This window comes from Dyadobacter subterraneus, from assembly GCF_015221875.1.
GTDB lineage: Bacteria > Bacteroidota > Bacteroidia > Cytophagales > Spirosomataceae > Dyadobacter > Dyadobacter subterraneus.
The window spans coordinates 3,018,054-3,044,255 of sequence record NZ_JACYGY010000001.1; the positions used below are offsets into that span (position 1 = coordinate 3,018,054).

At 43.8% G+C, this 26,202-nt stretch carries 22 protein-coding genes and 1 pseudogene; 11 read left to right on the top strand and 12 right to left on the bottom strand.

Annotated features, from left to right (window positions below; genetic code table 11):
- Positions 1–11 precede the first annotated feature (11 nt).
- On the top strand, positions 12–2,678 hold the full coding sequence (locus tag IEE83_RS12370; RefSeq protein WP_194120880.1) for a sialate O-acetylesterase: 2,667 nt from the start codon (positions 12–14) through the stop codon (positions 2,676–2,678).
- A gap of 14 nt (positions 2,679–2,692) precedes the next feature.
- The gene (locus IEE83_RS12375; protein WP_194120881.1) at positions 2,693–4,822 is read left to right on the top strand and encodes an alpha-glucuronidase family glycosyl hydrolase; all 2,130 of its coding nucleotides are present in this window, start codon (positions 2,693–2,695) and stop codon (positions 4,820–4,822) included.
- Positions 4,823–5,026: 204 nt separating this feature from the next.
- Here IEE83_RS12375 and IEE83_RS12380 read toward each other — a convergent pair whose 3' ends face one another.
- The 11 genes and pseudogenes from IEE83_RS12380 to IEE83_RS12430 all read right to left on the bottom strand — a co-directional run bounded on the left by IEE83_RS12380 (position 5,027) and on the right by IEE83_RS12430 (position 12,406).
- Positions 5,027–6,355, bottom strand: a complete 1,329-nt coding sequence (locus IEE83_RS12380; RefSeq protein WP_194120882.1) for a sensor histidine kinase — start codon at positions 6,353–6,355, stop codon at positions 5,027–5,029.
- On the bottom strand, positions 6,352–7,035 hold the full coding sequence (locus tag IEE83_RS12385) for a response regulator transcription factor (protein WP_194120883.1): 684 nt from the start codon (positions 7,033–7,035) through the stop codon (positions 6,352–6,354). The genes IEE83_RS12380 and IEE83_RS12385 overlap by 4 nt, the downstream gene beginning before the upstream one ends.
- Positions 7,036–7,066: 31 nt before the next feature.
- Positions 7,067–7,762 carry a hypothetical protein gene (locus tag IEE83_RS12390; protein WP_194120884.1) on the bottom strand — a complete coding sequence of 232 codons (696 nt, stop codon included), beginning with the start codon at positions 7,760–7,762 and terminating at the stop codon, positions 7,067–7,069.
- On the bottom strand, positions 7,759–8,061 hold the full coding sequence (locus IEE83_RS12395) for a hypothetical protein (RefSeq protein ID WP_194120885.1): 303 nt from the start codon (positions 8,059–8,061) through the stop codon (positions 7,759–7,761). Before IEE83_RS12395 ends, IEE83_RS12390 begins: the two co-directional genes overlap by 4 nt.
- Positions 8,058–8,432, bottom strand: a pseudogene (locus IEE83_RS12400) (DMT family protein). Before IEE83_RS12400 ends, IEE83_RS12395 begins: the two are co-directional and overlap by 4 nt.
- 57 nt (positions 8,433–8,489) lie before the next feature.
- The gene (locus tag IEE83_RS12405) at positions 8,490–9,221 is read right to left on the bottom strand and encodes a hypothetical protein (RefSeq protein WP_194120886.1); all 732 of its coding nucleotides are present in this window, start codon (positions 9,219–9,221) and stop codon (positions 8,490–8,492) included.
- Positions 9,222–9,679: 458 nt separating this feature from the next.
- Positions 9,680–10,423: an SDR family oxidoreductase gene (locus IEE83_RS12410; protein WP_194120887.1), complete on the bottom strand. Its 744-nt coding sequence runs from the start codon at positions 10,421–10,423 to the stop codon at positions 9,680–9,682.
- Positions 10,424–10,435: 12 nt separating this feature from the next.
- Positions 10,436–11,176, bottom strand: coding sequence for an SDR family oxidoreductase (locus IEE83_RS12415; protein WP_194120888.1), 741 nt, complete (start codon positions 11,174–11,176; stop codon positions 10,436–10,438).
- 10 nt (positions 11,177–11,186) lie between these two features.
- On the bottom strand, positions 11,187–11,402 hold the full coding sequence (locus IEE83_RS12420) for a hypothetical protein (protein ID WP_228101785.1): 216 nt from the start codon (positions 11,400–11,402) through the stop codon (positions 11,187–11,189).
- 67 nt (positions 11,403–11,469) lie between these two features.
- Entirely contained in the window at positions 11,470–11,766 is a 297-nt protein-coding gene (locus tag IEE83_RS12425) for a putative quinol monooxygenase (RefSeq protein ID WP_194120890.1), read from the bottom strand.
- A 10-nt stretch (positions 11,767–11,776) separates the two neighbouring features.
- On the bottom strand, positions 11,777–12,406 hold the full coding sequence (locus IEE83_RS12430) for an NAD(P)H-dependent oxidoreductase (RefSeq protein WP_194120891.1): 630 nt from the start codon (positions 12,404–12,406) through the stop codon (positions 11,777–11,779).
- Positions 12,407–12,514: 108 nt separating this feature from the next.
- On the opposite strand from IEE83_RS12430, the gene IEE83_RS12435 reads away from it, so the two are divergent.
- From IEE83_RS12435 to IEE83_RS12445, 3 genes are all read left to right on the top strand, one after another.
- The gene (locus IEE83_RS12435; protein ID WP_194120892.1) at positions 12,515–12,928 is read left to right on the top strand and encodes a winged helix-turn-helix transcriptional regulator; all 414 of its coding nucleotides are present in this window, start codon (positions 12,515–12,517) and stop codon (positions 12,926–12,928) included.
- Positions 12,929–12,950: 22 nt separating this feature from the next.
- On the top strand, positions 12,951–13,628 hold the full coding sequence (locus IEE83_RS12440) for a GNAT family N-acetyltransferase (RefSeq protein ID WP_194120893.1): 678 nt from the start codon (positions 12,951–12,953) through the stop codon (positions 13,626–13,628).
- A 174-nt stretch (positions 13,629–13,802) separates the two neighbouring features.
- Positions 13,803–15,116 (top strand): neutral/alkaline non-lysosomal ceramidase N-terminal domain-containing protein, encoded by a 1,314-nt coding sequence (locus IEE83_RS12445; protein WP_194120894.1) that lies wholly within the window; start codon positions 13,803–13,805, stop codon positions 15,114–15,116.
- A gap of 182 nt (positions 15,117–15,298) precedes the next feature.
- Here the strand turns inward: IEE83_RS12445 and IEE83_RS12450 are convergent, their stop codons facing one another.
- The gene (locus IEE83_RS12450; protein ID WP_194120895.1) at positions 15,299–16,174 is read right to left on the bottom strand and encodes a helix-turn-helix domain-containing protein; all 876 of its coding nucleotides are present in this window, start codon (positions 16,172–16,174) and stop codon (positions 15,299–15,301) included.
- A 183-nt stretch (positions 16,175–16,357) separates the two neighbouring features.
- Here IEE83_RS12450 and IEE83_RS12455 point away from each other — a divergent pair, with 183 nt between their 5' ends.
- The 6 genes from IEE83_RS12455 (at position 16,358) to IEE83_RS12480 (ending at position 26,196) form a co-directional block, all read left to right on the top strand.
- The gene (locus IEE83_RS12455) at positions 16,358–16,699 is read left to right on the top strand and encodes an L-rhamnose mutarotase (protein WP_194120896.1); all 342 of its coding nucleotides are present in this window, start codon (positions 16,358–16,360) and stop codon (positions 16,697–16,699) included.
- A 33-nt stretch (positions 16,700–16,732) separates the two neighbouring features.
- The gene (gene fucP / locus IEE83_RS12460; RefSeq protein ID WP_194120897.1) at positions 16,733–17,986 is read left to right on the top strand and encodes an L-fucose:H+ symporter permease; all 1,254 of its coding nucleotides are present in this window, start codon (positions 16,733–16,735) and stop codon (positions 17,984–17,986) included.
- Positions 17,987–18,103: 117 nt separating this feature from the next.
- Entirely contained in the window at positions 18,104–19,120 is a 1,017-nt protein-coding gene (locus IEE83_RS12465) for a zinc-binding alcohol dehydrogenase family protein (RefSeq protein WP_194120898.1), read from the top strand.
- 29 nt (positions 19,121–19,149) lie between these two features.
- Positions 19,150–20,190 (top strand): aldo/keto reductase, encoded by a 1,041-nt coding sequence (locus tag IEE83_RS12470; protein ID WP_194120899.1) that lies wholly within the window; start codon positions 19,150–19,152, stop codon positions 20,188–20,190.
- 142 nt (positions 20,191–20,332) lie between these two features.
- Positions 20,333–22,426, top strand: a complete 2,094-nt coding sequence (locus IEE83_RS12475) for an alpha-L-fucosidase (RefSeq protein ID WP_228101786.1) — start codon at positions 20,333–20,335, stop codon at positions 22,424–22,426.
- Positions 22,427–23,052: 626 nt separating this feature from the next.
- Positions 23,053–26,196, top strand: coding sequence for a SusC/RagA family TonB-linked outer membrane protein (locus IEE83_RS12480; RefSeq protein WP_228101787.1), 3,144 nt, complete (start codon positions 23,053–23,055; stop codon positions 26,194–26,196).
- The last annotated feature ends 6 nt before the right edge of the window (positions 26,197–26,202 follow it).

Consider the following 26,202-nt stretch of genomic DNA (forward strand, 5'->3'; position numbering starts at 1 on the left):
CGGGCTTAGTAATGAGAATTTTTACGTTTGTAATACTGCTTCTTTTTCTTTCCTGCAATCTTTCAGCAGAGATCCGTTTGCCGAAGCTGATTGGTGATAACATGATATTGCAGCGGGATCAACCCGTTACGATCTGGGGCTGGGCGGCTCCAAAAGAAAAGGTTACGGTGACGTTGAAAAACAAAAGTTATAAGACTGTTGCGTCTACGGATGGCGAATGGAAAATCCTGCTGCCTGCACAATTTGCTGGCAGTGGTTTTGAAATGTTTCTAAGGGGTAAAAACCAGATCCGGATCAAAAATATAGCCTTTGGAGACGTTTGGCTTTGCAGTGGACAAAGTAATATGGTCATCAATATGGAACGAGTCAAGGAGCGTTTTGCAGATGATATTGCCTCAGCCAACTATCCTGACGTCCGCAATTTTTTTGTTCAAACCCTTACCAATCTGAACGGTCCTGAAAAAGATTTTCCGGGTGGAGAATGGAAAACGGCAAATCCCAAGGATGTGCTTAACATGGGAGCCGTTACTTATTTTTTTGCAAGAGATTTGTACGATCAGTATAAAGTGCCTATTGGAATCATAAACAGCTCGGTAGGTGGCACGCCTATAGAAGCCTGGATCAGTGAAAATGGTTATAAGGATTTTGCTGATTTACAGAAGATCATTGACAAAAATAGGGATACGGCTTATGTCAGTTCGTTCAAACGCAGTTTTTTAAATACCAGATCACAGGCGCAAGTTACGGATTTAGGCCAAGTTGAGCACTGGGAAACCTCTGCCTACCAACCAAAAGGCTGGCGGAATTTTAACATTCCGGGCTACTGGGAAGATCAGGGTGTGAAAGATTTGAACGGTGTCGTTTGGTTTCGCAGGGAATTTGAAGTCCCTGAAAAATGGATTGGCAAGTCTGTTAAACTTTACCTGGGACGCGTTGTGGATGCGGATGAAATGTATGTCAATGGCAAAAAAATTGGAAATACTACCTACCAGTATCCGCCCCGCCGTTACGAGATTCCCGCCGGTTTATTGAAATCGGGTAAAAATACTTTTGTCATAAGGGTTACAAATCAAGTTGGAAAAGGAGGTTTTGTACCAGATAAACCTTATTTTATGACGGTTGATGATCAGCAGATCGATTTAAAAGGGACTTGGCAGTATAAAGTGGGAGAGGTTTATCAACCTTTGAAAAAAGGATATGATAAGGGCAGCCTGTTGGTGCGACAAGATCAACCCACAGCACTATTCAACGCTATGGTTGCGCCTATTTTACCCATGAAACTCAAAGGTTTTATCTGGTATCAGGGAGAGTCGAATGTAGATAACCCGGAGCCCTATAAGAAGCTGATGCCGGCTTTGATCAATGATTGGAGAGGCCAGTGGAAAAATCCGGATGCACCGTTTTTGGTCGTGCAGCTGCCCAATTTTCAGGATGTAAACTATACGCCGTCAGAAAGTAATATGGCCCTGATCAGGGAGGCGCAAAACCAGGCGCTCGCGTTGAAAAATACGGCTGTGACCGTAACACTGGATTTGGGTGAATGGAATGATATTCATCCATTGAACAAAAAGGACATTGGGAAAAGACTGGCGTTGTCAGCCAGAAATCTGGCTTATAATGAAAAAGATGTCGTTTATCGCGGGCCGACGCTAAAATCCCAAACTATCGAAAAGGATAAAATCATCCTGACATTTGACCATGTAGCCAAGGGTATTACTTCCAAAGATTCGGAACCAATACGCTGGTTTTCCATCGCGGATTATGATAAAAAGTTTGTCTGGGCGAAAGCCCGCCTCACTGGAAAAGATCAGATTGAGCTGTCAAGCGAACTGTTGAAAACACCAAAATATGTTCGCTACGGCTGGCAGGATAATCCTGAGGGAATTAATTTTTATAATTCAGAAGGTTTGCCTGCATCTCCTTTCCGGACAGATACAGAATTATTGGATGATTCAAAACCCTGGAAGGGGAAAAAAAGCGCAGTAGTGCTGACCTATGATGACGCGCTGAATGTGCATCTGGATAACGTCATTCCGGCGCTGGATTCTCTTAGCCTGAAAGGTACTTTTTATCTGACCGCTTCATCAGATGCCGCAAGAAACAGGATCAAAGACTGGCGCGCTGCCGCGGTCAACGGACATGAGCTGGGTAATCACACCTTGTATCATCCCTGTGACGCCACCGGCCCGGGTATGGGCTGGGTGAAACCGGAGTATGATCTGAGCAAATATAGTCTGGCTAGAATACAGGATGAGATCAAAATGTGTAATGCTTTTTTAAAGTCGCTCGACGGAAAAACCAAACGAACTTTTGCATTTACCTGCGGACATAAAAAAGTAGCTGAGGGAGAATTTATCCAGACACTTTCTGATGAGTTTGTCGCGGCAAGAGCTGTCAGACATGAAATGCATTCTCTTTCAGAGCAGAATCTGATGGATATCGATTGCTACGGCATGTCCGGTGAAAGCGGTGAAAAAATGATCGAGCTCGTCAAAGAGGCGCAGCAAAGTGGCAAATTGCTGGTTTTTCTTTTTCATGGTGTCGGAGGCGAACATGCGCTGAATGTTTCCAATCAGGCGCACAGCCAGCTGCTGCACTATTTGAAAGAAAATGAAAAGGATATCTACATCGATACAATGCTCAATATGGCGGAGCATATCAGTAATGTAAAAAAATGAAATGCCCTATTAACATGACCAGAAAATTACTCCTATTATATTTCAGCTTTATCCTGATCAGTTCTGCATCATTTGCTGCTGATACATTATCTTCTGATGGTGAAGACGGATACAAGCTCTGGCTTAAATATGAACCAGTCACAGAACCGTCAATCAAAGCCGAATATTTAAAATACGTGGCTTTTATTTCAGAGTCTGATCATGGCGAAATCATGCACAATGCTGTTCAGGAGCTGCAAACAGGGTTGAAAAGCCTTTTGGGTAAAAATATTTCTGTCAGCAAAGCGGTCGAAAATAAATCCGGCGGCATCGTTTTAAGATTGGACCCCAAGGCCGATACAAAGCAACAGGAAGGTTACCGTATTCAGTTGACAGCGGGTAATATTGTGGTCAGCTCAAAATCGGAAAACGGTATTTTGTACGGAACCTTTGCGCTTTTAAGACATATGCAAATGCAGCTTTCGGTCAAAAATCTAAAAATGGAGAGCAGCCCTAAAATACGGTACCGGATGCTCAATCACTGGGACAATCCTGACGGGACCATCGAGCGCGGTTATGCAGGCTCATCGCTTTGGAAATGGTATGAATTGCCCGAGCGCGTTGACCCACGCTATCAGGATTATGCGCGCGCTAATGCTTCTGTCGGAATTAATGGCACTGTGCTCAACAATGTAAATGCAAGTGCGCGGTTTATGTCACAAGAGTATATTGTCAAGGTTGCAGCAGTTGCCAAAGTGATGCGTCGATATGGAATCAAAACTTATTTGTCTGTATACTTTGCTGCGCCGAAAACCCTGGGCGGACTACAAACTTCCGATCCGCTAGACCCGAAAGTACGGGCCTGGTGGAAAGAAAAGGTCGCCCAGATCTATAAAGAAATTCCGGATTTTGGAGGCTTTCTGGTCAAAGCCAATTCGGAAGGGGAACCTGGCCCTCAGGACTATGGCCGCACGCACGCGGATGGTGCCAATATGCTGGCCGAAGCTTTTCAGCCTTACGAAGGAGTCGTGATTTGGCGGGCTTTTGTTTACAAAGCAGACCCCAATGCCGACCGCTTCAAAGCGGCTTATGAAGAATTTGTACCGCTGGATGGAAAATTTGATCCGAAAGTAATTGTTCAGGTAAAAAACGGACCAATCGATTTTCAGCCGCGCGAGCCGTTTTCACCTCTGTTTGGTAATATGCCAAAAACACCTTTGGGCGTAGAATTTCAGCTGACGCAGGAATATCTGGGTTTTGCCACACATGCGGTTTATGAAGCACCTATTTTTAAAGAAAATCTGGATTCTGATACGTATGTAAATGGAAAAGGATCGACTGTCGCGAAAGTGGTTGACGGAAGTTTACAAGGCTATATGCGCACGCTGATGGCCGGTGTAGCCAATATTGGAAATGCCAGAAATTGGACGGGTCATCCGCTTGCTCAGGCCAACTGGTATGCATTCGGCAGACTGAGCTGGGACCATACTCTGAGTTCGGAGCAGATTGCAAAAGAATGGACAGAGCTGACTTTAACCCGAAATAAAAAAGCGCAGGAAAATATTGTCGGGCTGATGCTGAGATCACGGGAAATCTATGTGGATTACAATACGCCACTTGGCCTTTCGCGGCCCTGGATGGGTGTTCATTTTGCCCCCGAGCCCTGGCAAAACAAAGGCTCGCGGCCCGATTGGACGGCTGTGTATTACCATCGTGCAGATTCCGCAGGATTAGGATTTGACAGGACTGCTTCCGGGAGTAATGCCCTGGCACAGTACCGACCGGAAGTGCGGCAGCAGTGGAATGATCCTGACAAAACCCCTTTGCCCTATCTTTTATGGTTTCATCACGTGGGCTGGAATAAAAAGCTGAGCAGCGGAAGAACGCTCTGGGAGGAGCTTTGTACCCATTTTTATACCGGTGCCGATTCAGTAGTCTGGATGCAGCAGCAGTGGGATCTGGCTAAACCGGCTCTGGATTCTCAGGTTTACACCGATGTCGCTGAGCGGCTGAAAATCCAGCGCAGGGAAGCGGTCTGGTGGCGGGATGCCTGGGTTTTGTATTTACAAACCTTCGCTAAAAAACCGATTCCCAAAGGTTTCGAACCACCAAAACAGACTTTAGAAGAAGTTAAAAAGTCAGTGAATATTTATCTGATGAAATAAGGTTCAGTGTAGTGAGAAGAACCGTTCTTCAATCGACAAGCTTACTCTTAATTTAGACAAACCTTGACAATTACATTTTTAACAGACCTTTCTTTGCAGGCAAACATCTGAACTAAGTTAAAAACACCAAAGAAGTAGTGTTTACAGACTATTTGTAAATTGATAAACCATGAAAGTATTCATACCAGCTGACCATCTTTCTTATCACTGTTCATTTTTAAAGCCTAATTCAACCCTGAAATAGGGTGCGATATAGAAAATCCTAAATTCAGCACCAATTATCTCGCAAAGCCGGCTTACTATCCAAAGCCCAAGCCCAAACCCTTCATTGTTTAAATCCTGTTTACTGAATTCATTTGTAATCACTGAAATATCACTTACTGCCATGAGTGACTCATTCTTTATTTCAAATACAATGCCCTGATTAACCTGAATTACCTCAATGTCTATTGCAGATTCGGGGCGACCATGCCTGATCGCATTTTCAATCAAATTTGACAGCATTGTTTTCAGATGTGACTGGTCAGTAAAGACGTTGAATGTTCCGGTTTCGGGTACCAGTGCAACTTTGAAGGTCTGGCTTTTCAGCTGCGCTTTTTTAGTTAAGCTCTCCAGTATCTCTATGGCTAGTTCCGGCAGGTTAACCTGGCTTTTATTTAGAATCAATGCCCGTGATTTAAGCTGACTCATGAGCAGAAAATCGTTCACAAGCTTGTTTAAGCGCCTTACTTCCACAATTTGATTTTCAATGACAGATTTTATATCAGGAACAAGGCTGCCTGCATCAATAATTTGAAGCTCGGTCAGCATCACACTTAGTGGTGTTCTAAGCTCATGAGAGGCTGAGGCAAAAAAAGCATTTTGCTCCTTGGCCTGTTTTTGTATCCGGTTTAGCATGTTGTTGAGAGATCCCGTGAGTTTATGCAGTTCGTCTCTAACAGCGGGCTCTTCAAGCAGAATAATCTGATTTTGCAGACTGATCTGATCAGCTTTTTTTACAATATTTTCAACCGGGCGAAGCAGGAATCCGGAAAGAAAATAACCCGCAACCAGCGCAGCAAGAAATGAAACCGGAAAATAAAAGAATAATATGATTTTTAATCTGTTGATATCAGCCGTCAATTCCGTGGCGGCAAGCATATATACGATGCGAATGCTGGCTCCTGTCTCTAGATTTCTTATCATTACCTTATATCGCCAAGAGGAAGAATTTGCATTGTTTTCTGAGCTTTTGAGCTGAATGGGCAGATTATTGAAAAGTGTATCCTGTCTGTCATTAGCCTGATAAATCAACAGAAAATATTCATTCTGCGTTGGTAATGGTATGGTAAGCGGGCTTACATCTGTCTGACGAAGAATTGCGTTTCCCTGCGTTTGCAGCCTGGCTGCGAAACTTTTTTCAAACTGCTGCCTAACATTTGAATACAGAGTAAAGCCTGCGATCAGTAAAAAACACAGAAAAACAAATCCGAAAATTAGCCCGAACCGGAACCTGAGACTGGAATAAAAAGGATAGGAGACAGGCGTTTTCATAAGGACGATTTTGTTCCTTTAAGTTTGTAGCCAATTCCAATCACCGTTTCAATCAGTGGCTGCTCAAACCCTTTGTCAATTTTCCCGCGAAGCTGGTACATATATACTTCAACGATATTACTTTCGGGGTCAAAATCCATATTCCATACATTTTCCAGGATCTGGTTTTTACTCACAACACGGTTTGTGTTTCTTACAAGATATTCAAGCAGCGCAAATTCCTTACCTGTAAGTACAATCTGTTTTCCATTTCGTGTGATTTGACGGCTCATTAAATCTATGACAAGATCATTCACCCCGATTCTTGTACTCTCACTGGAAAAGACTTTGCGTTGCAAAATTCGTATTCTTGCCAGGAGCTCTTCCCATTCAAATGGTTTTCTGATGTAATCCACAGCACCCAGATCAAGTCCTTCTACAATTTGAGAAGTTCCTCCCAGTGCACTGATAATGATCACGGGAATTGAAATCTTATAAGTCCGCAGATTTTTCAGCACATCAATGCCTGTCATTCCCGGAAGCATCAGATCCAGAAGGATCAGGTCAAAAGTTTCAGAAGTAGCTTTTGTGAGTGCCTCAGCGCCATTGTTGGAAAGCTGAACCAGATAGCCTGCCTGCACAAGACCCTGTACCATGAACCCTGCCAGTTTCTGCTCATCTTCAACGACTAGTATTTTCATTTAAGCGGTGTGTTAGTTATTGATGAATATTTTAGCGAACCTTGTAGATAACGCTGTCAATCTGGATAGAACTGGGTTTGACCACATTTAGACCTGTTGCAGACATAAAACCCTGAGTGGAATCCCGCATCTGTCCTTTGACAAGAACAATTTTTGCTCTGCTGATCAGAGGAATCAATTCCTTTGCCATGTGAGGAGGCAGTACAATGCGTTTTCCAGCCAGCACAAAACCGGTGTTGTCTGCATTTCCAAGGCCAGATATTTTATTTGGTTTACCTTTAAATGCAACTTCAAATCCTCTGCTTGGCAGAGGTGCCGGGAGACGGCTCAAATCCAGGATTGTATCTGAAAATTGACTCCTAAGATATTTTAGCTCATATTCACTGTTGAAATGGTGGCCAGGCGGACCTCCCTTACGGACAGATGCAGTGATAAAATGTTCGATGCGGGCAACTGATGTCACCTGCCGGGCCGTGTGCGGTGGAAAATGAAGCCAGACGTTACCAGTATCTATGGAGAGAAGAATTTTATCTATATCGCCGTCATGATTGCTGCCATATTCAATAACTTTCCCGCTGATATCAAGCTGTTTTTCTGGTGTTAGTGTATGAGCAGAAGGTTTCGTTTCCAACAGCCTGCTGCGCTTTGGATTGTATACAAGCCAGGCGGCCACAGCTATAATCAGCAGCAGCAATATCCTTTTATATTTTGGATTTAAATTCTTCACTTCGGATCCGTCTCGTAGGTTTCTTTCATAAAGAGCAGACAAATTACAAATGCCAATGCTGCAATAAGACTAAGAAACAAAAAAGCGTACCTGAAAGAAAACATACTGGCAATATACCCCCGGGCAACATTGCTGAGCGAAGCGCCAAGTTCCAAGGCAGTGATATCTTTCAAATTCCAGTGCTGTGAAGACAAAAGATAGATTCCCAGAAAAGGGCTGATTCCATCACGGACATCAGCCAGTGTAAAATTGATAAGATCGAGTCCGCGAAGCGATACACATTTACCGTTTTTCATCATGCCTTAAAAATAAAATAGACCGAAGCGACCAAAAGTGCGAAACCAATCAGGTGATTAATTGTAAATTGAGTCGTCTTAAAAACTGTTACGGAGAAGATCATAAAAATGATCAGTGTAATGACCTCTTGAATAATTTTGAGCTGAACCAGTGAGAATGGTCCACCCATCTCTGACGAGCCGATCCGGTTGGCAGGCACCTAAAAGCAGTATTCAAAAAATGCAAGACCCCAACTGAGCAGAATGATTATCCAAAGAGGTGTAGAGCCATGATTTCCGGCTTTGCTGAAAAATTTAAGATGGCCATACCAGGCCAGTGTCATAAAGGCGTTTGAAAATATCAAAAGCACAATTGTTGAAATGATTTTGCTCATAGCAGATTTTGAAAAGATAAGGCAGGGAATCACTGCCTTATCTCCATGGGAAATTATTTACCGGACCAGATACTGCTGGCCGTTAACAGTGATCGTATTACACCGGATTACTTTGTAATCTTGCAAAGTAATCTCCCCGTCTTCTTTGCTTTTCTGACTGCCAGAGTAAGAAATAGCGGTACCCTTTGCAACTGAATTTCCGATTTGGGCAGCTATATGCGGAGGAAATCGAAGGACCGTTTTGTTGTCTACAAAAAGTCCGTTAACTCTGCCTTCCCGGTCGGTTTGTAAAGAAGTGACCTTTCCATTTCCGGAAACGACAATTTCCTGTGCTGGTGTGGGCAGCATAGTCGGAGGTGTATCTGTCAAGGTTTTACCACCTGCGTTCAGATTAACCATTCTGAGTTCTTTCGAGCCAAATGGAGGCATTTCCAAAACACCCGAAACGCTAACCTGTGAACCCGGTTTGGTCAGACCAGAAACCTGAGATCCCATGTGTGCCGGAAATTTTACCAGCAGACTGTCTGTCCCGCTGAGTAAATAGAAGCCATCGAAGACAAAATCATCATTTCCCCATAATTTCACGACCTTCCCCTGAACCGTGGTTACAGCACGAAGTCCCTGCTCTCCTGGTGCTCCTGGGCCGAAAGGTGGACGGGGGCCTGGGCCATTAACTCCTGGGCCTGCGATCATAGCACCCGCAAGCGGTCCCGCGATTTGCGCGAATACATGGTTTGTGCTGCCTGTTACTACTGAGATAAACAAAGCGGCAAGTGCTAATTTTTTCATGATTTTATTTGTTGAAATGATTCTTGTTTTTTTAACGAATCGAAGGTAGAGCTGCCAGATAAGGCTGATATGAGAAGCAAATTAATTTTTACTTATCTGGGCTGAGAAACACAAATCTGGGAATTGGGCTTTGCCGGCGGAGCATTTATGGCAAGCTCGGTGATAGTCGCTGAGGTTGCCGGCTATCTGGACTGTGAGTATCCACAGGCATTTAAAAAACTTTTCGAATCAAAGGCTGATTGCTCATAAGCTGACTTCGTAATAGTTTAAACTAAATCACGAAGTAATTTTTAACCAAGGTTCGATCTTTTAAGACTTAAAACTGCCTGAAAGTTTGGGTTACAGCAATTATAAATTTTTGTGGACTATGTTGCAGCAGAACATTATAAAAGGAGGCCGCCCTATGGCTGTTTCATATCGCGTCTTCCTTTTATAAAGTTTACTGCGTGCAGTTCGCTTTATCTCTGGTTTATCACCTGAAAAGCGTCCTGTTCATTAATAAAAAATTGATTTCGGAACCCAATTGTAAGGCCTATGCCAATTTCATACTGGTCCTGTTGTATGCCCTCAATCAGGCCCTGAGCAACTTCACTGGCGGGCATGCCACGTTGCTCACCGCCGATTTCTTTGGAAAATTCGGTGTTCACAGTTGGTGGCATAAGTTCATACACTTTTATATTTGTGTCTTGGGCAAGGGTATGGCGAAGCGCTAAAGTATAGGAGTGAACCGCAGCCTTGCTATCAGAGTAAGTTGGAATGATGGCAACCGGTGAGAAGGCCACAATGGAGGTCACATTCACAATAGCGGCCTCGTCTCGATTTTTCAAGACAGGCAATAATTTCTCGGTCAAGCGGATCAGCGAAAAATAATTGGTTTCCATTTCTTGTCTGGCTTTTTCCACGGCCCCGGCTGTTTCGGAATGGGTATAAACAAATGCTTTGCCGGCATTATTGATCAGCACGCTCAGGTCGGGATAGCTGCTGGTTATCAGCTCTGCCAGCTTGTTTACATCTTGTTCGCTGTTGATATCACACGGAATGGCAAATGTATTTTTTAACGAAGCAGCAGCCTGTTTCAGTTTGTCAGCAGTTCTTCCGACAATAATAATTTTGTTGCCTTGCTCGCTAAGGAGTCTGGCTATTTCATAACCAATGCCTGAGCCTCCGCCTGTAATAAGTATGGTTTTGTTTGTAATGTCCATGGTATTTTGGTGTTAGAATCTATTGTTAAACGAAGCAACTGCGTTTTCGGGATTAGCGAGGTAAGCTGCTCGCTGCGAGCCGGTATCGCCAACATAAATCTCATACTGACCAGCCTTGATTCCGGCTAAGGTAGCCTGGGCTACCTCTCCTGGGTGCATGCCGCTTTCACCTCCCATATCTTTTGTGGCTTCGGTATTGACCAGTGAAGGCATCACCTCGTAAACCTTTACTGCGGTATCTTTTGCCAGTGTATGTCTGAGCGCAACCGTGTGTGAATGCAATGCCGCTTTCGTATCTGAATAGGTTGGTAAAACCACAAGCGGATGAAATGTTACATTCGAAGTAATATTTATAACGGCAGCTTCGGGCTGCTGTTTCAGGATTGGTAAAAGCTTTTCAGTCAGCAGCACCGGCCCGAAATAGTTTACCTGAAATTCGGCAGTTGCTTTTGTAAATGCGTCTGCACCTTCACCCAGTTTATATAGATGGGCTACACCTGCATTGTTAACCAGAATACTCAGCTCTGGAAATTCTGTCTTGACTCTGCTAACCAGCGCTTCAATATCGGCTGGTTTTGTCAGATCGCAGACAAGCGCCGTTACGCTGAGTTCTTCGGCTGCTTTTGTTATCTTTTCGGCATTACGCCCGGCGATGATAACGTTGTTTCCCTGCTCTTTAAGTAGTTTGGCTATCTGATAACCAATGCCTGACCCTGCTCCGGTGACCAGCGCTGTCTTATTTTTGATGTCCATGTTTTTTGGTTTATAAGTGAATATTATTGTCTGCCGGGTAATCAATAGTGATAAACCGGCTGGCGTTTAATTTTAAAAAATCTTTAAGTGATGCGGGCGGCCGGCCAGTCAGCTGCGCTATGGTATCTGTGACTATATCAAACGTTCCGGCTTTGGTGTTCAGATCGGTCATAATAACAGTTTCTACGAAGGGTCCGGGTATATCAGGAGTTGTTTCCTTTACCATGATTTCGTCTGCCAATCCAATCGCTTGATTTGCGGTATGATTTGATCGTTTTTCATGGAAGTTTAAATTATAGCTGTTGCAGGGTTACACTCTCTGGTTTTGCAGAAACCTTGTCCTTTACACCGTCGAAAAATGCTCTGGTGTAATCAGCAGCCATATGCAGATCGAAAGCTTCCCGGGAAGTAAATACTTCAAAAAAAACCAATGTATGCGGATCATCCGTTTTGCAGGTCTGGTAAAAGGCCTCACATCCAGGTTCTTCGAGCGTAAGCTTCAAAGTTTTTGCCGAAAGCGCTATGACTTCCTGCAGATGCTCTGGCTGCACAGATACCTGAGCCATTACAATATATTTCAAACTACTCATAATAAAGGATTTAAAAGGCTGGAAAAAGCTCTTCCCTGGTTTTGCGCACCTTTGGAATAACCGAAAATTCGTCTTCCGACGAGCGGTAACCCAGCGCAAAAAGTAAGACCGATTTTAAGTCCTGATTTTTAAGACCCAGAATTTCATCTACCTGGTCAGGGTCAAAGCCCTCCATCGGCGAAGCGTCGATTCCAGCTTCTGCTGCGGCACTTACAAGAATGCCAACGGCTAGAAACGCTTGTTTTTCTGCCCATTCTATCTTTTGATCCGGTGAAAGAAGTGCCAGGCGCGAATTCACGAACTGCTCGCGGGGTTCCAGATTTTTGCGGTCGGTACTGCGGGCTACGGCGGCTTTGTCAATATAATTTTTGACGGTCAGGTCGCTGATATTTGTTTCAACGGCAACGACCAGCAGTTTGGAAGCGGTTGTGATTTGGGGCTGACCAAAGGCTGCCCTGCTGATCTGTTCGAGCTTGCCAGAATCCTCTACTGAAATAAAACGGTAGGGCTGCAGCCCGTAGGAGGAGGGGGCTAGCTGAACAGCTGATAGCAGATCTTCAAACTGCTGCTGACTTAATTGTCTGGAAGTATCATACTTCTTGGTGGCATATCGCCACTCCATTGCTTTAACCAGTGACATAGATTTTGATTGTATTAAAATACATTTTAACTTTGCTTGCAAATTGCAAGTGAACAAAGGTAAAGTAGTTTACTTGCAATTTGCAAGTGAAGTTTAAAAAATAATTTTATGAAAGAGATTAAACCGCGTTCAGGGTGCCCTTTAAGTTATACCCTTGATTTTTTTGGCGATAAATGGTCGCTTCTGATCATGCGCGATATGGTTATTGGGGGTAAAGCAACTTATGGAGAGTTCCTGGGGTCAGATGAAAAAATTGCAACCAATATTCTGGCTGACAGGCTTAGCATGCTTGAAACCTACGGCTTTGTGACCAAACAGGTCGCACCGGATAAAAAATCGAAGTTTGTTTACAGATTAACAGAGAAAGGAATAGGACTGGTCCCGGTGATTTTAGAAATCGGTCTGTGGGGTTCGCAGTTTCATCCGCCGGGACTTGGCGCCGAACTCATTGATGCCTTGCATGTTGACAGAACTGGTACTATTCAGAAAATTCAGGACTCTCTACGAAGTAAGCTTGCCTAATGAATGTAAACCTATTTTGTTTATGATAGATGAACTTAACAATCCTGTCTGGTCAGCGCTGATCACGGGAAACAGGACGCTGGCCACAGGTGGTCAACATGCAAAAGCCTTCCATGCGGGCATCTCGCCGTTTGTCGCCGTCGAACAAAATAGCCGGGAGCATTATCAGCTTTTAACCCAGGTTGCCACAGGTGAGGGGCCTGTCGCTGTTTTTACAACGGATAAAGACCTTGATCCAAGCCCTTGGGAGATATCAAGCCGTATTGACGGTTACCAGATGATGTTTGAAGGAGAGACCCCACAATCCCCATCCGGTTTATCTATAAGCAAATTAACCGAAGAGCATGTTCCGGCAATGCTTGAACTAACACGCATTAGTCCGCCAGGTCCTTTTATGGAAGGCACCATCAGGTTTGGCGGTTATGAAGGAATTTTTGATGGTCAGCAGCTGGTTGCCATGGCCGGTCACCGCTTTCATAGCGGCCACCACGTGGAGATAAGCGCTGTTTGCACACATCCTGACTACACCGGTAGAGGTTACGCCAGGGCGCTGATCCAGAACCAGATCATTCAGATTCGGGCTAGTGGCAATGTGCCTTATCTCCATGTAAGATCGGATAATGTAAGGGCATATCAAATTTATCAGAACATGGGTTTTGTTACCCGCACTGAAATGATTATTTATATTTTAAAAAAATAGACAGATCGCTGCGGTCATTTTATTTCGCTATGCAAATCGATCTTGTACCAGAACCGTGATTTAATTTCAGCAGGCGCATGATGATTAATTAAAAATTAACCTTTTGTTATAGGCCAAACGCTTCTTTTGTGACCTGTTGCCATTATCTTTTTAATTAAAATCATTAACCACATCATGAAAATTTTTTGCCTGAAGTCAGCACTGTTATGCCAGACATTTGCAGTTCTGGTACTTTGCCTTCTTGCCATGGTTTTACCAGCACGTTCAGAAACGGGCCAACTTCTGGCTGGCACAGCGAAAATCAATATAACACCCAAAACCAGTGAGCCCATTCATGATTCTGTATATGCCCGTAGTTTGGTGTTAGAAGTCGGACAACTAAATATTGCTTTTGTAGCGGTGGACCTTGTTATTTTTACAAGTACGAGGATAAAAAAGGAATGCTTTGAAAAATATGGAATTTCTCAGGTTATTCTCTCTTCGTCACATAATCATTCAGGACCACTGGTTGCCAACAAAATTTTTTTTACAGAAGACAGTCCGTTTCAAAAATTTTACGAGGATCAAATCATTAAAGTGATCGGCATAGCGGCCAACAACAAATTCAGGGCCAGGATTTCCGCAGGCAAAAGCACATTCCCTCAATTGAATTTTAACAGGTTAATCGTGCGAGAGGACGGCCATGCACGTGAGTCCTGGTTTGAAGACGAACATTACAAATCCGAAAATCCGGAAAGAATTCCCTTTGGTCCTGTGGATGCAGAGTTAGGTGTCATAAAAGTAATGAATGATCATGGCGACACGCGGGCGGTCTTGATGAATTATGCCATGCATGCTGATATTGTTTGTTTTAATTACGCGGTTTCAGCAGATTTTCCAGGTGTAGCAACCCGGAAGGTAGAAGAAACCCTTGGTAAAGATGTTAATTGTCTTTTTATCCAGGGTGCTTCGGGTAATATGGAGTCGTTGCTGATCAGTCCAAGGCGTTCAGGCCCGGACGATAAAATAAAAACCAATTATGAGCCCATGCAAAGAACCGGTGACTTATTAGCTTGGGAAACTGTTAAATTGGTAAAGAAAACCGCACCGGGTCCGGATCGTACTGATGTGAAATGGATGACAGATTCGCTGCCATTTACTGGGCGATATGACAAAAGTTTAAAATTTAACGTCCAGTTTTCCAACCTTATTATTAACAATGATATTTCAATAGCTGTTTGTCCCGGTGAATTTTTTATACAATTTCAACTGGACTGGAAAGAGAAAATGAAAGTTGCCGGGGCTAACGGTTTTCTTTTCGGGTACTCGTGGACGGGTGGGCAGTGGCCGGGTTACATCGGGGACATTCGATCTATGGCACTTGGCGGCTACGGCGCGGACCAGAATCCTAAAGGTATTCAGGTAGGTAGTGGGGAATCAATAATGAGCAAACAACTTGAAAACTTTTACAGCCTGATTGGTCTTATGAGGCAGCATCCTCCAAAATAATTTGCTGAGTTGGTTTTTGTGGAGGAAAAATTCGCAGATAACTTCCATGCTTTTAACTGGTATGTGATTCGAAGGAAATTGTTTCAAAACCCAGTTACTTTTCTTTCAATTTTTTGCCCGTATTTAGTCAGGGGGTGATTGTATGTAGAAAAGTGGAAATCCGGGTATGTTGGCGATACTGCTTAAACTACGTTATTAATCTTCTTATACTGGGTGGGTGTCTGCCCGGTAATGTCTTTGAATGTACGGGAAAAATAAGACAGACTTTCAAAGCCGGTTTCTACGGCTATTTCGGAAAGGGAGAGTTGGGTGGTAATGATTAAATACTGGGCACGTTCTATTCGTTTTTTCTGAATGTATGCCAAAGGGCGCTCTCCGGTGTAATTGGTAAAAATCCTGGAAAAGTAGTTGGCGTTGTAACAGGCACGCTCCGACAAGTGTTCAACCGTGATGTTGCTTTGCAGATTTGTAAGAATGTAATTAACTGAATCAAGAATCACGGAAGGGATTTTTTTGGTTTCCGAAGATTTAAATGAGTCGGACTTTAAAAATCGTGCGATCATTTCCAGAATCAGGCCTTTTGTTTCAATGTAATCTGACAGAGGAATCAGGTTGTTTCTCTTTTGAAAGCCCGCAAGTGAGGGCTGCTTTTCATATTCCCGGGGATTGTCAGTCCGTCGAAGATCTCTGCCCGGATTAAGATGCAGAATTTTCTTAAAGCGGATAATGTCTTCCGGTATGGATTCGATTTTGTGGATTTTTCTGTTAGAAGAAAACAGTGACGTGCCATCGGCGCTTTCTTCCAGGACATGTATATAAAATTGGCTGAGATACTTAGGGCAGTGGTGATTGCATAAAGTAAAGCTGGGAACCATATACAAATATCCTTGTTCCAAAACATGCGCACGATCGGCATCTCCAAGCGATCCAATACCTTCATCAATCAGATAAATCCGGTAAAATGGACTGATTACATTACGATAATTCCAATTTTTGTTCAATTGTACATAATCTGCATTCAACAATGAAAATGTGGATTTAAAGTCAGTATTCTCCATTGAAGCACACCTTGGGTGGTAAAATATTTCTCAAAATTAACAAAAATAGTCCGATTTGTTAAAATGGATAATACTTTTGTACAATTACTATAATTTATTAAACTATACATTTGTTGTGCCTGTTGTATTCCATTTACGGACGATGGCTAAGCAGTAAAATTTCTAAAAATGTCGATAGTCAATATGAAAAAGTTTTGTCTGGCACTGGATCTGAAAGACGATCATGAGCTTATTGAACAGTACGATCAGCTTCATAAAACTGAAAATGCATGGCCCGAAATTACCAGAAGCATTACAGACGGCGGCATTTCGAATATGGAAATTTACAGAACGGGGAACCGTTTATTTATGATCATGGAGACATCCGATGACTTTGACTTTAACAATAAAGCGATGGCGGATGCAGCAAATCCGAAAGTGCAGCAGTGGGAAGAGCTCATGTGGAAATTTCAGCAGCCCTTGGAATGGGCTGCACCCGGTGAGAAGTGGGTTTTAATGGATCAGATATACAAAATTGTACCCTAGTTTTTCGTAACATAATCAAAAATATCCTCATTTATGGCTGATCGCAAAACCAGGCTGGCTGTTATTCTGATCACTTCCCTGTTTTTCCTGTGGGGATTTGCACTGAATTTGAACCCTATACTAATCCCGCATCTTAAAAAAGCCTGTCAGCTTAGTGATTTTCAATCGGCTTTGATTGACTCGGCATCATACATCGCCTATTTTCTGATTGCCCTGCCGGCTGGTCTTTTTATGAAAAAATTTGGTTATAAAGCGGGTATCACGCTGGGTTTGCTGCTGTTCGCATCCGGTACGTTTCTGTTTTATCCTGCGGCTGAAATGCGCCATTTTGGCTTTTTCCTGGTAGCGCTTTTTATCATCGCCAGTGGGTTGACATTGCTTGAAACCGCAGCGAATCCCTACATCACCGTTTTGGGTGATGCCGATTCAGCGACACAGAGGCTAAATTTTGCACAGTCATTCAATGGACTTGCTGCTTTTCTGGCCCCACTGATGGGAGGTACTTTTATACTTTCAGGAAAGACTTTGTCAGAAGAACAGCAACTCTCCATGACACCCGCAGAATTGAATGCTTATCTGGATCTGGAAGCATCTTCTGTGCAAATGCCCTTCATCATTATCGGCGTAGTGGTGTTGCTCGTAGCAGTTCTTATATGGCGTACCCGGTTGCCGGAAATAATGGAGGAAGACGAAATTGAAGGCGTGGAAACAGGTTCTGTTTTGGGAGAGAAAAATCTGATGCTCGGAGTTGCTGCCCAGTTTTTTTATGTTGGCGCTCAGGTTTGTATCAGTAGTTTTTTTATTCGTTTTGCTGGTAAAGTAGCCGGCATTGAGGAGAAAACGGCTGCATATTTACTGTCGGGCGCATTTTTGAGCTTCATGATCGGCCGTTTTATAGGTACCTATCTGATGAAGTTTATCGCACCACCGAGACTTCTGGCCATGTATAGTCTTGTTAATATCATTTTGTTGATCGCAGCTGTGTCCACCACAGGAATGGTTTCCGTCTACGCACTGGTTGGTGTTCAATTCTTTATGTCGATTATGTTTCCGACTATATTTGCCCTTAGTATCCGTGGTTTAGGTGCAAAAACCAAAGTGGGTTCCTCGCTGGTGATCATGTCCATCGTTGGCGGAGCAATATTTCCGGTGATCATGGGACGGGTTTCAGATATATCATCCATTCAAACCGCCTATGTTGTACCGGCCGTTTGTTTTCTGGTTGTACTCTATTTTGCAATTAAAAACAATTCGATCAAAAATGTTACACTGGGCACATCACACTGATTCAAAACGATCAAAAGGTTTATTTCAAAGCCTCATCCAATTGTACGCCGCTTATGGCGGAAACTTTTTAATTAACCATAATATTTTAAAACACATTCACCCTAAAATTTTAAACGTATGAATACACTGGTTTGCATCACTCCGGGTGAATTTTTGTTTAGTGAAGTTGAAAAGCCCGAGCTAAGGCCGGGACACACAATCATCAAAATCAAGCGGATCGGCATATGTGGCACCGATCTTCATGCATACGAGGGCACACAGCCCTTTTTCAATTACCCACGGATTCTGGGTCACGAACTGGCCGGAGAGATTGTTGAAACGGACGATGCGCCCGGATTTTCAGTGGGAGAGTCTGTCACGTTTATTCCCTATTTCAATTGTGGAACATGTGTGGCCTGCCGCAATGGAAAACCCAATTGCTGTACTCGTGTCCAGGTTTTTGGTGTGCATATTGATGGCGGCATGGCGGAGTATGTATCGGTTCCGTCCTATTCACTCATTCATGGTAACGGACTTAGTTTTGATGAACTTGCCCTGGTTGAGCCGCTTGCAATTGGCGCACATGGAATCAGAAGAGCCGGGGTAACACCGCAGGATACCGTGCTTGTTGTGGGCGCCGGCCCGATCGGTTTGGGTACAATGGAATTCGCAAGAATAGCGGGTGCAACCGTTATCGCGATGGATGTCAACGACGGCAGACTGGCTTTTTGCCGTGAAAGGCTGGGGGTGGAGCATACCGTCAATGCACAAACCGAAAATGTATCAGAAAAACTAATGGAACTGACTGGAGGAGATATGCCAACGGTTATTATAGATGCAACAGGAAATCTGAAAGCAATCAACAACGCATTTCAGTATCTGGCGCACGGCGGAACGTATGTACTGATTGGCCTGCAAAAAGGGGAGATCAGCTTTTCCCATCCTGAATTTCACAAACGCGAGGCAACTTTAATGAGCAGCCGCAATGCTACCAGAGAAGATTTTGAACATGTAACCAGCTGTATGAAAGCGGGCATGATAGATCCGACTACTTATATAACGCATCGTGTAGTTTTCGGTGACGTAAAACAGGATTTTAAAAGCTGGCTTGACCCTGCGAATGGCGTAATAAAGGCGATGGTGTCGGTTGGATGAACAAAATATCAAATACAATTTTAAGTCCCATGCAAACAAATACGTGGCAAAACCAAAATTCCGGCAAAATTCATCTGCCCCCAACCGTTTTCGGTACGAGCTGTCTGGGTAATATTTACCATGCCACCAGTCACGAACAGAAACAAGCAATTGTAGAAGCCTGTATGAAAAATTCACCGGCAAGGGCAGTTTTTGACAGTGCCGGAAAGTATGGGGCAGGTCTGGCTTTGAAATCTTTGGGTAAATCGCTGGATGCCTTAAATGTAGATCCGAAAAATGTGGTCATCAGCAACAAGCTGGGCTGGTATCAGGTTCCTCTTACTACACCGGAGCCTACCTTCGAACCAGGAATCTGGAAAGACCTGACCCATGATGCCGTACAGCGAATTTCATACGAAGGAATCCTGGAATGTTTTTATCAGGGAAACGAGTTGCTGGGGCCTTATACTTCTCAGTTGGCGTCTGTACATGATCCTGACGAATACCTGGCCAAAGCCCAGAGCATCGAAGAAGAAAATGATCTGTACGCGGATATTCTGGGTGCGTACAGAGCATTGGCTGAACTGAAAGCTTCGGGTGAAATTTCAGGAATAGGCGTGGGTGCTAAGCAATGGGGCGTAATTGAAAGAATTTCAAAGGATGTAGCCCTTGACTGGGTGATGATCGCCAACAGTCTAACGCTTCACGATCATCCCCGTGAGCTACTGGAATTTATTTCTGGTTTGCACAACAAAGGCGTAACCGTTATTAATTCAGCGGTTTTCAACGGTGGATTCCTGGTTGGAAGTGACTATTACAATTATGGGCTGGTTGATAAAAATACCCCATCGGGGAAAAGCCTGTATGCGTGGAGATCTGAATTTTGGAGGTTATGTGAGCAGTTCGGCATTTCACCCGCGCACGCGTGCCTGAATTTTGGATTTACGATTCCCGGTGTCAGCAGTGTGGCAGTCAGTACTACGAACGCAGCCAAAGTAAAGCAGAATATCGACATGGTGACCGCAGATATTCCAGAAGATTTCTGGCATGCGCTGAAAAGACAGGGACTAATAGACAATCCTATTTTGTGAGTTTTGATGTCATCAGCGACAGCCATTTCGCAAGTAGCATTTTACATATTTCTGGAAGTTCGGTGGACACAGAAAACATTAATTTTTAAAACGTTTTAGATAACCTAAGTGTAAATACAATCGGCAACATACAATGATTAAAATGAAATGCTATACCATATTGGTCTGCTTATGCGTGATCGGGAATTGCTTTGGCCAAGTGAAGGCGCCCGAACCCGTAGGACCAACGCCAACGGAAAACCAGGTCAGATGGCAGGAAATGGAGTATTATGCCTTCATACATTTTTCTACCAATACGTTTACTGATCAGGAATGGGGTTATGGTGAAGCCAATGATGCAAAACTTTTCAATCCAACCAATCTGGACTGCGATCAGTGGGCGAGGGTTTGCAAAAATTCAGGGATGAAAGGGATTATTGTTACGGCAAAGCACCATTCAGGGTTTTGCCTGTGGCCTACTGAAACCACGGAATATTCCATAAAGAACAGTCCCTGGAAAGATGGCAAAGGCGATATCATTGGTGATCTGGCAAAAGCATGCAAAAAATACGGGCTGAAATTGGGTATCTACATCTCGCCATGGGATAGGAATAATCCGAGTTACGGGCTTCTTGACCCGGATGGCAGTGCACCTTATGTAAAAAATGTCTTCCGCAAACAAATTGAGGAATGCCTCACCAAATATGGTGATGTTTTCGAGATTTGGTTTGATGGTGCCAACGGCGGTGATGGCTACTACGGCGGGGCAAGAACCAGCCGGAAAATAGACCGGACTACGTATTACGACTGGGCAAACACCTATAAGATGATCCGGAAAATTCAGCCAAAAATCGTTATCTGGAACGACAACGGTGACCGCGCAGATCTTCGCTGGGTAGGAACCGAATCCGGTTATGTGGGTGAAACCAACTGGAGTCTTTTAAACGCCAAGGGCGACGTACCGCATGATATGTTAGCCCATGGGGTAGAAAACGGCGATTCCTGGGTGCCGGGCGAAGTAAATACTTCCATACGTCCGGGGTGGTTTTACCATGAATATGAAGATAACCGGGTGAAGACGCTGCCGGAACTGCTTAAAGTTTATTACAGTTCCTTCGGACGAAACGGAACCATGCTTCTTAATTTTCCTATCGATAAAACCGGCCGGATTCACAAGACAGACGAAAAAGCTGCGTTGGAGCTGGCTGGTGCAGTAAAGGAAGCATTTGCCATGGATCTGGCGAAAGAAATGAAGGTTAGCGCGTCAAATATTCGGGGGAAGTCCAGCGAATTTGGAGCCGACAAAGCCTTGGATGGAGATAAAAATACTTATTGGGCAACAGACGATGCAGTAAAGACAGCTTCTCTTATTATTGATTTTGGTGCTCCGAAAGCCTTTAACCGGTTTCTTGCTCAGGAATATATCCAGCTTGGGCAGCGGGTGAAATCCTTTACAATTGAAGCATTCGTAAATGGTAAATGGAAACAGCTTGACAACCAAACGACGATTGGTTATAAGCGCATACTGGCATTTCCAACGGTGAAAGCTTCACAGCTGCGTTTTACGATCACTGATTCCAAGGCAAGTCCTGTCATTTCGAACGTAAGCGTTTACAATGCGCCGCAAATATTGGAAATTCCCCTTGTCACCCGCGCCAAATCGGGAGAAGTTACCATCACGGCTACTGATAAAGAATCACAGATTTTCTATACGCTGGATGGGAGCATGCCAACCAAAAAATCAAAGTTATACACGCAAACCATTGCGGCAGAAAACAAAGTGAGTGTCCGTGCTATTGCCTGTGATCCGGTTTCCGGGAAAAGCAGCCCGGTAGGGGAAGAGCATTTTGATATTTCCCACAAAAATTGGAAGATCGTAGGCATAGAAGATGAAAAAGTGAATAATATTATTGATGGCAACAGGAATACAGATTGGTTTCAACCTCAAAACAACAAACTCCCTGCCAGCATAGTAATCGATCTTGGGAAACAACAAAATCTGGCAGGTTTTAAATACCTTCCAAGTCAGAGCCGAAACGCCGGAATTATTACCCGTTACCAGTTTTTGGTTTCTTCGGATAACAAGCAATGGAACGTAGCGGATGAAGGAGAATTTTCTAATATTAAAAATAATCCACTGTGGCAGATTAAGAAGTTTACACCTGTAAAAGGGCGCTATATTAAACTGGTCGCTACGCATAACACGCAGGAAAATAATGCGGCAGGCTATGCCGAAATCGATGTGATTACAAACTGACCCGGAAATTTTCAATTTGAGTAAGTGCCGGCTGGATTGAGTTTATCTAACTTGATCCAGCCGGCATTTTTATTTGATTAGATCAGCCAACATTTGTACAGCTGCGATTTGATGCAAATTAATTGATTAGACTTCACACATCCCCCTAATCTGGCTTAACCTTAAAGACATAACTTCAATTGCGGATTCCAGCTGACACAAAAAGTTAGGCCGCTATATTTCTTGTCCATTTTTTCTTAGGGGAATCTTTAATAATACCTTCGGGATTCTCACGTCCAATTCGCTATTACTAGTCTTTTGATGCTTTCTTTTCCAAAGGCTACACAGCCTGAAAATATTCCGTGCAAGAAAAGTATTTGTATAATGAAAATTTATATTGATTCAGTGCACTTATTAATCATTTATTAACAATTTCTTAATAGCTCCACTCTTTCTTTGGCCTTGTCGTTCGGCCGAACTGATCCCTTTTAAAACAAATTTCAAATCTGACAATCTGGAAAGAAAGTAAAACTGATACTTGCCGGAATGCCCAAAGACCGTAACCAAACCGCATGTGCCTATGACAAAACTCCGCTGAGAAATAAGAAAACTTTGAATTTAGAATAACTACTCACCAATCAATTTTTATGGAAAATCAACCTTTATTAAGAAAAAGAATAAAGGCCTGGATGAACGTTTTACAACTGGTCATGATGGCATTTGCTGTACTATTTTCTCCACAAGCCTTCTCACAAAATCAATCTGCCGCAAGCGGCGACATTTTAGTCTCGGGTGAAATCGATGACGAGAAAAACCAGCCCATCCCCGGGGCGAGTATTGTACTGAAAGGATCCATCCAGGGAACTACAACAGATGTAAATGGAAAGTTTTCGCTTAACATTCCAAGGTCGGGCGCTACGCTGGTCGTCAGTTTTCTTGGCTATAAGCGGCAGGAAATTGAGGTTGGAAACAAAACTTTTTTCCAGATTAAACTGGAACCAAGTACCGATGAGCTGCAGGAGGTTGTCGTTGTCGGGTATGGTACGCAGCGCAGACAAACACTTACCGGCGCTATCTCCAATATCGTTTCGGACGCAATCAAAACCACAACGCATACGAGTTTGGCGCAAAGTCTTCAAGGTAAAATTGCCGGTGTACAAATCCGTCAGAATTCAGGCGAACCGGGCTCGTTCAGCACAAGTATCAATATCCGCGGATTTGGCGAACCGCTCTATGTGGTAGACGGTGTTGCGCGTGATGGTGGGTATGAATTTCAAAAAATAAATCCTGATGATATTGAAAGTATATCGGTACTAAAAGATGCTTCCGCTGCGATTTTTGGTATCAGAGCAGGGAATGGTGTCGTGATTGTTACCACAAAAAAAGGAGTAAAGGGCAAACCAAAGTTTAGCTATAACGCGGTTTATGGAAGGCAAAGCCCGACCGACGTGCCAGTCATGACCAATGCCTATCAGTGGGCGCAGATGCGTAACGATGCGGCCAGAAATCTGGGCGAAAATCCGGTTTATACTTCCGAGGAGGTAGAAAAATTCAGGACCGGCGCGCCTGGTTATGAAAGTACCGATTGGTACAAGCAGGTTTTAAACAAATCAGCCTCCCAAACGCAGCATTTTATTTCCGCTTCCGGCGGTGAAGGGGCCGCGACTTACTTCACAAGTTTCGGTTATCAGAATGAAAACGGGCTTTTGAAAAGCAATGACATGGGTTACAAGAAATATACTTTTCGTACCAATGTCGGGATTGATCTGACCAAAAACCTGAAAGCCGATCTGATTTTGTCGGGGCTTTATGACAAAAGAAATCAGCCTGGGGATAACTTTTTCAACATTTATAAAGGTACCCGCATTGCCTTACCGACAGAACGACCATATGCCAATGATAATCCGAAATATCCGGCGTTGTTAAGCGGTGGTTATAATCCGGTTGCGCTTGCTGATGGAAATTTGACAGGTTATAACGAGGAAGCCAATAAATTTTTCCAGTCAACCTTCGCTTTGACATATACCGTACCGTTTGTAAAGGGGCTGAGAGTAAAGGGTCTTGCCGCTTATGACAGTAATAATTACCGCGCGAAATCGGTTTCCAAAAGCTATAATTTATATACCTACGATGCTGCAACCGATAAATACACCGCGCATCAGCAGCGTAATCCTTCACGGATCGGAAACAATTTTTCGGATAACAACCGGGTGACTTTTCAGGGGCAGTTGTTTTACAATACCGTCATTGCCAAAAACCATAATGTCGGAGCTACGCTGGTCTATGAGCAGCAGGAATCCAAAAACAGATCGGCCGGTCTGGGAAGAGAATATGCCTTTTTTACAAATGACCAGATTGATCAGGCGGGTTTAAATAACCAGACAACCAGCGGAACCGAAAGTGAGTATGCGAGCCAGTCCTATGTTGGCCGTCTGAATTATGATTTTAAAGAAAAATATCTGCTGGAAGTGGCAGCCCGTTATGATGGTTCTTACCGCTATCACCCGGACAGACGTTGGGGGTTATTCCCTGTGGTATCTGCCGGATGGCGGGTTTCAGAAGAATCTTTTATGAAAAAAATCCCGTTCGTCTCAACACTTAAATTAAGAGGCTCATATGGTCTGGTGGGTGCTGATGCGGGTGCGCCCTTTCAATATGTTCCCGGATTTTCGCTTAGCGGCGGCGGCGGTTATGAATTTAACAATGGAAACTATACCACCGGGGCGGCATCACCAGCCATTGTCAACGAAAAACTTACCTGGTTTAAATCAAAAATTCAGGATATAGGTATTGATATCGGCCTTTGGGATAATAAAATTGACCTGACCCTTGATGTTTACCAAAGAGATCGTAAAGGTTTGCTGGCAAGAAGAAATGTGTCACTACCCAATACTTTTGGCGGAACGCTTCCTGATGAAAATCTGAACAGCGACCGTGTGAAGGGGATCGAATTCACGGCCGGATACAGCGGGCAGATACGCGATTTCAAATATGGTATCACCGGAAACTTCAATTTTGCCCGGACCATGAACCGTTATATTGAAAGAGGAGATTTTCTGAGCAGTATGGACAAATGGCGCAATGGCGGCGCAAACCGCTGGAATGATGTCGTGTGGGCTTATCAGCTGGAAGGTCAGTTTCAAAATAAAGATGAAGTCATTTATGCGCCGATCCAGAATGGAGACCTGGGCAATACCCGGGAATTGCCTGGTGATTTCAAATACAAAGATGTCAACGGTGACGGGGTGATAGACGGAAATGATGCCATGCCGTTATTTTTTGGAGGAGATCCAAAAATGTATTACGGGCTTACGCTGAACGCTTCTTACAAGGGTTTTGACTTTACTGCCTTATTTCAGGGATCAGGAAAGTACAGTGTCCGTTTCCGGGAAGTTTATGCAGAAGTATTTGCATTCCGTGGAAATACGCCTGAATATTTTTATGACAGATGGCATCTGTCGGACGATAACCAGTGGACTCCCGGAAAATGGCCTGCTTCCCGCTTCAACTATAACGTGGGCGCCATGTATGCGGAAAGTTCTGCCTGGCGTAAAGATGCTTCTTATCTCAGATTTAAGAGTGCGCAGCTGGGCTATACTTTCAAACAGGGATGGCTGAAAAAAATCGGTATTGACGAAGTCCGTTTGTATGGAAATGCACACAATATTTTCACCTGGGCAGATCCTTTCGTAAAACCATTTGATCCTGAAAAAATCGAAGGTTTGTTTGGGGCCGGACTTACTTACCCGGTGACAAGAAGTTACAACTTTGGTATAAATGTTAAATTCTAAGCGTGA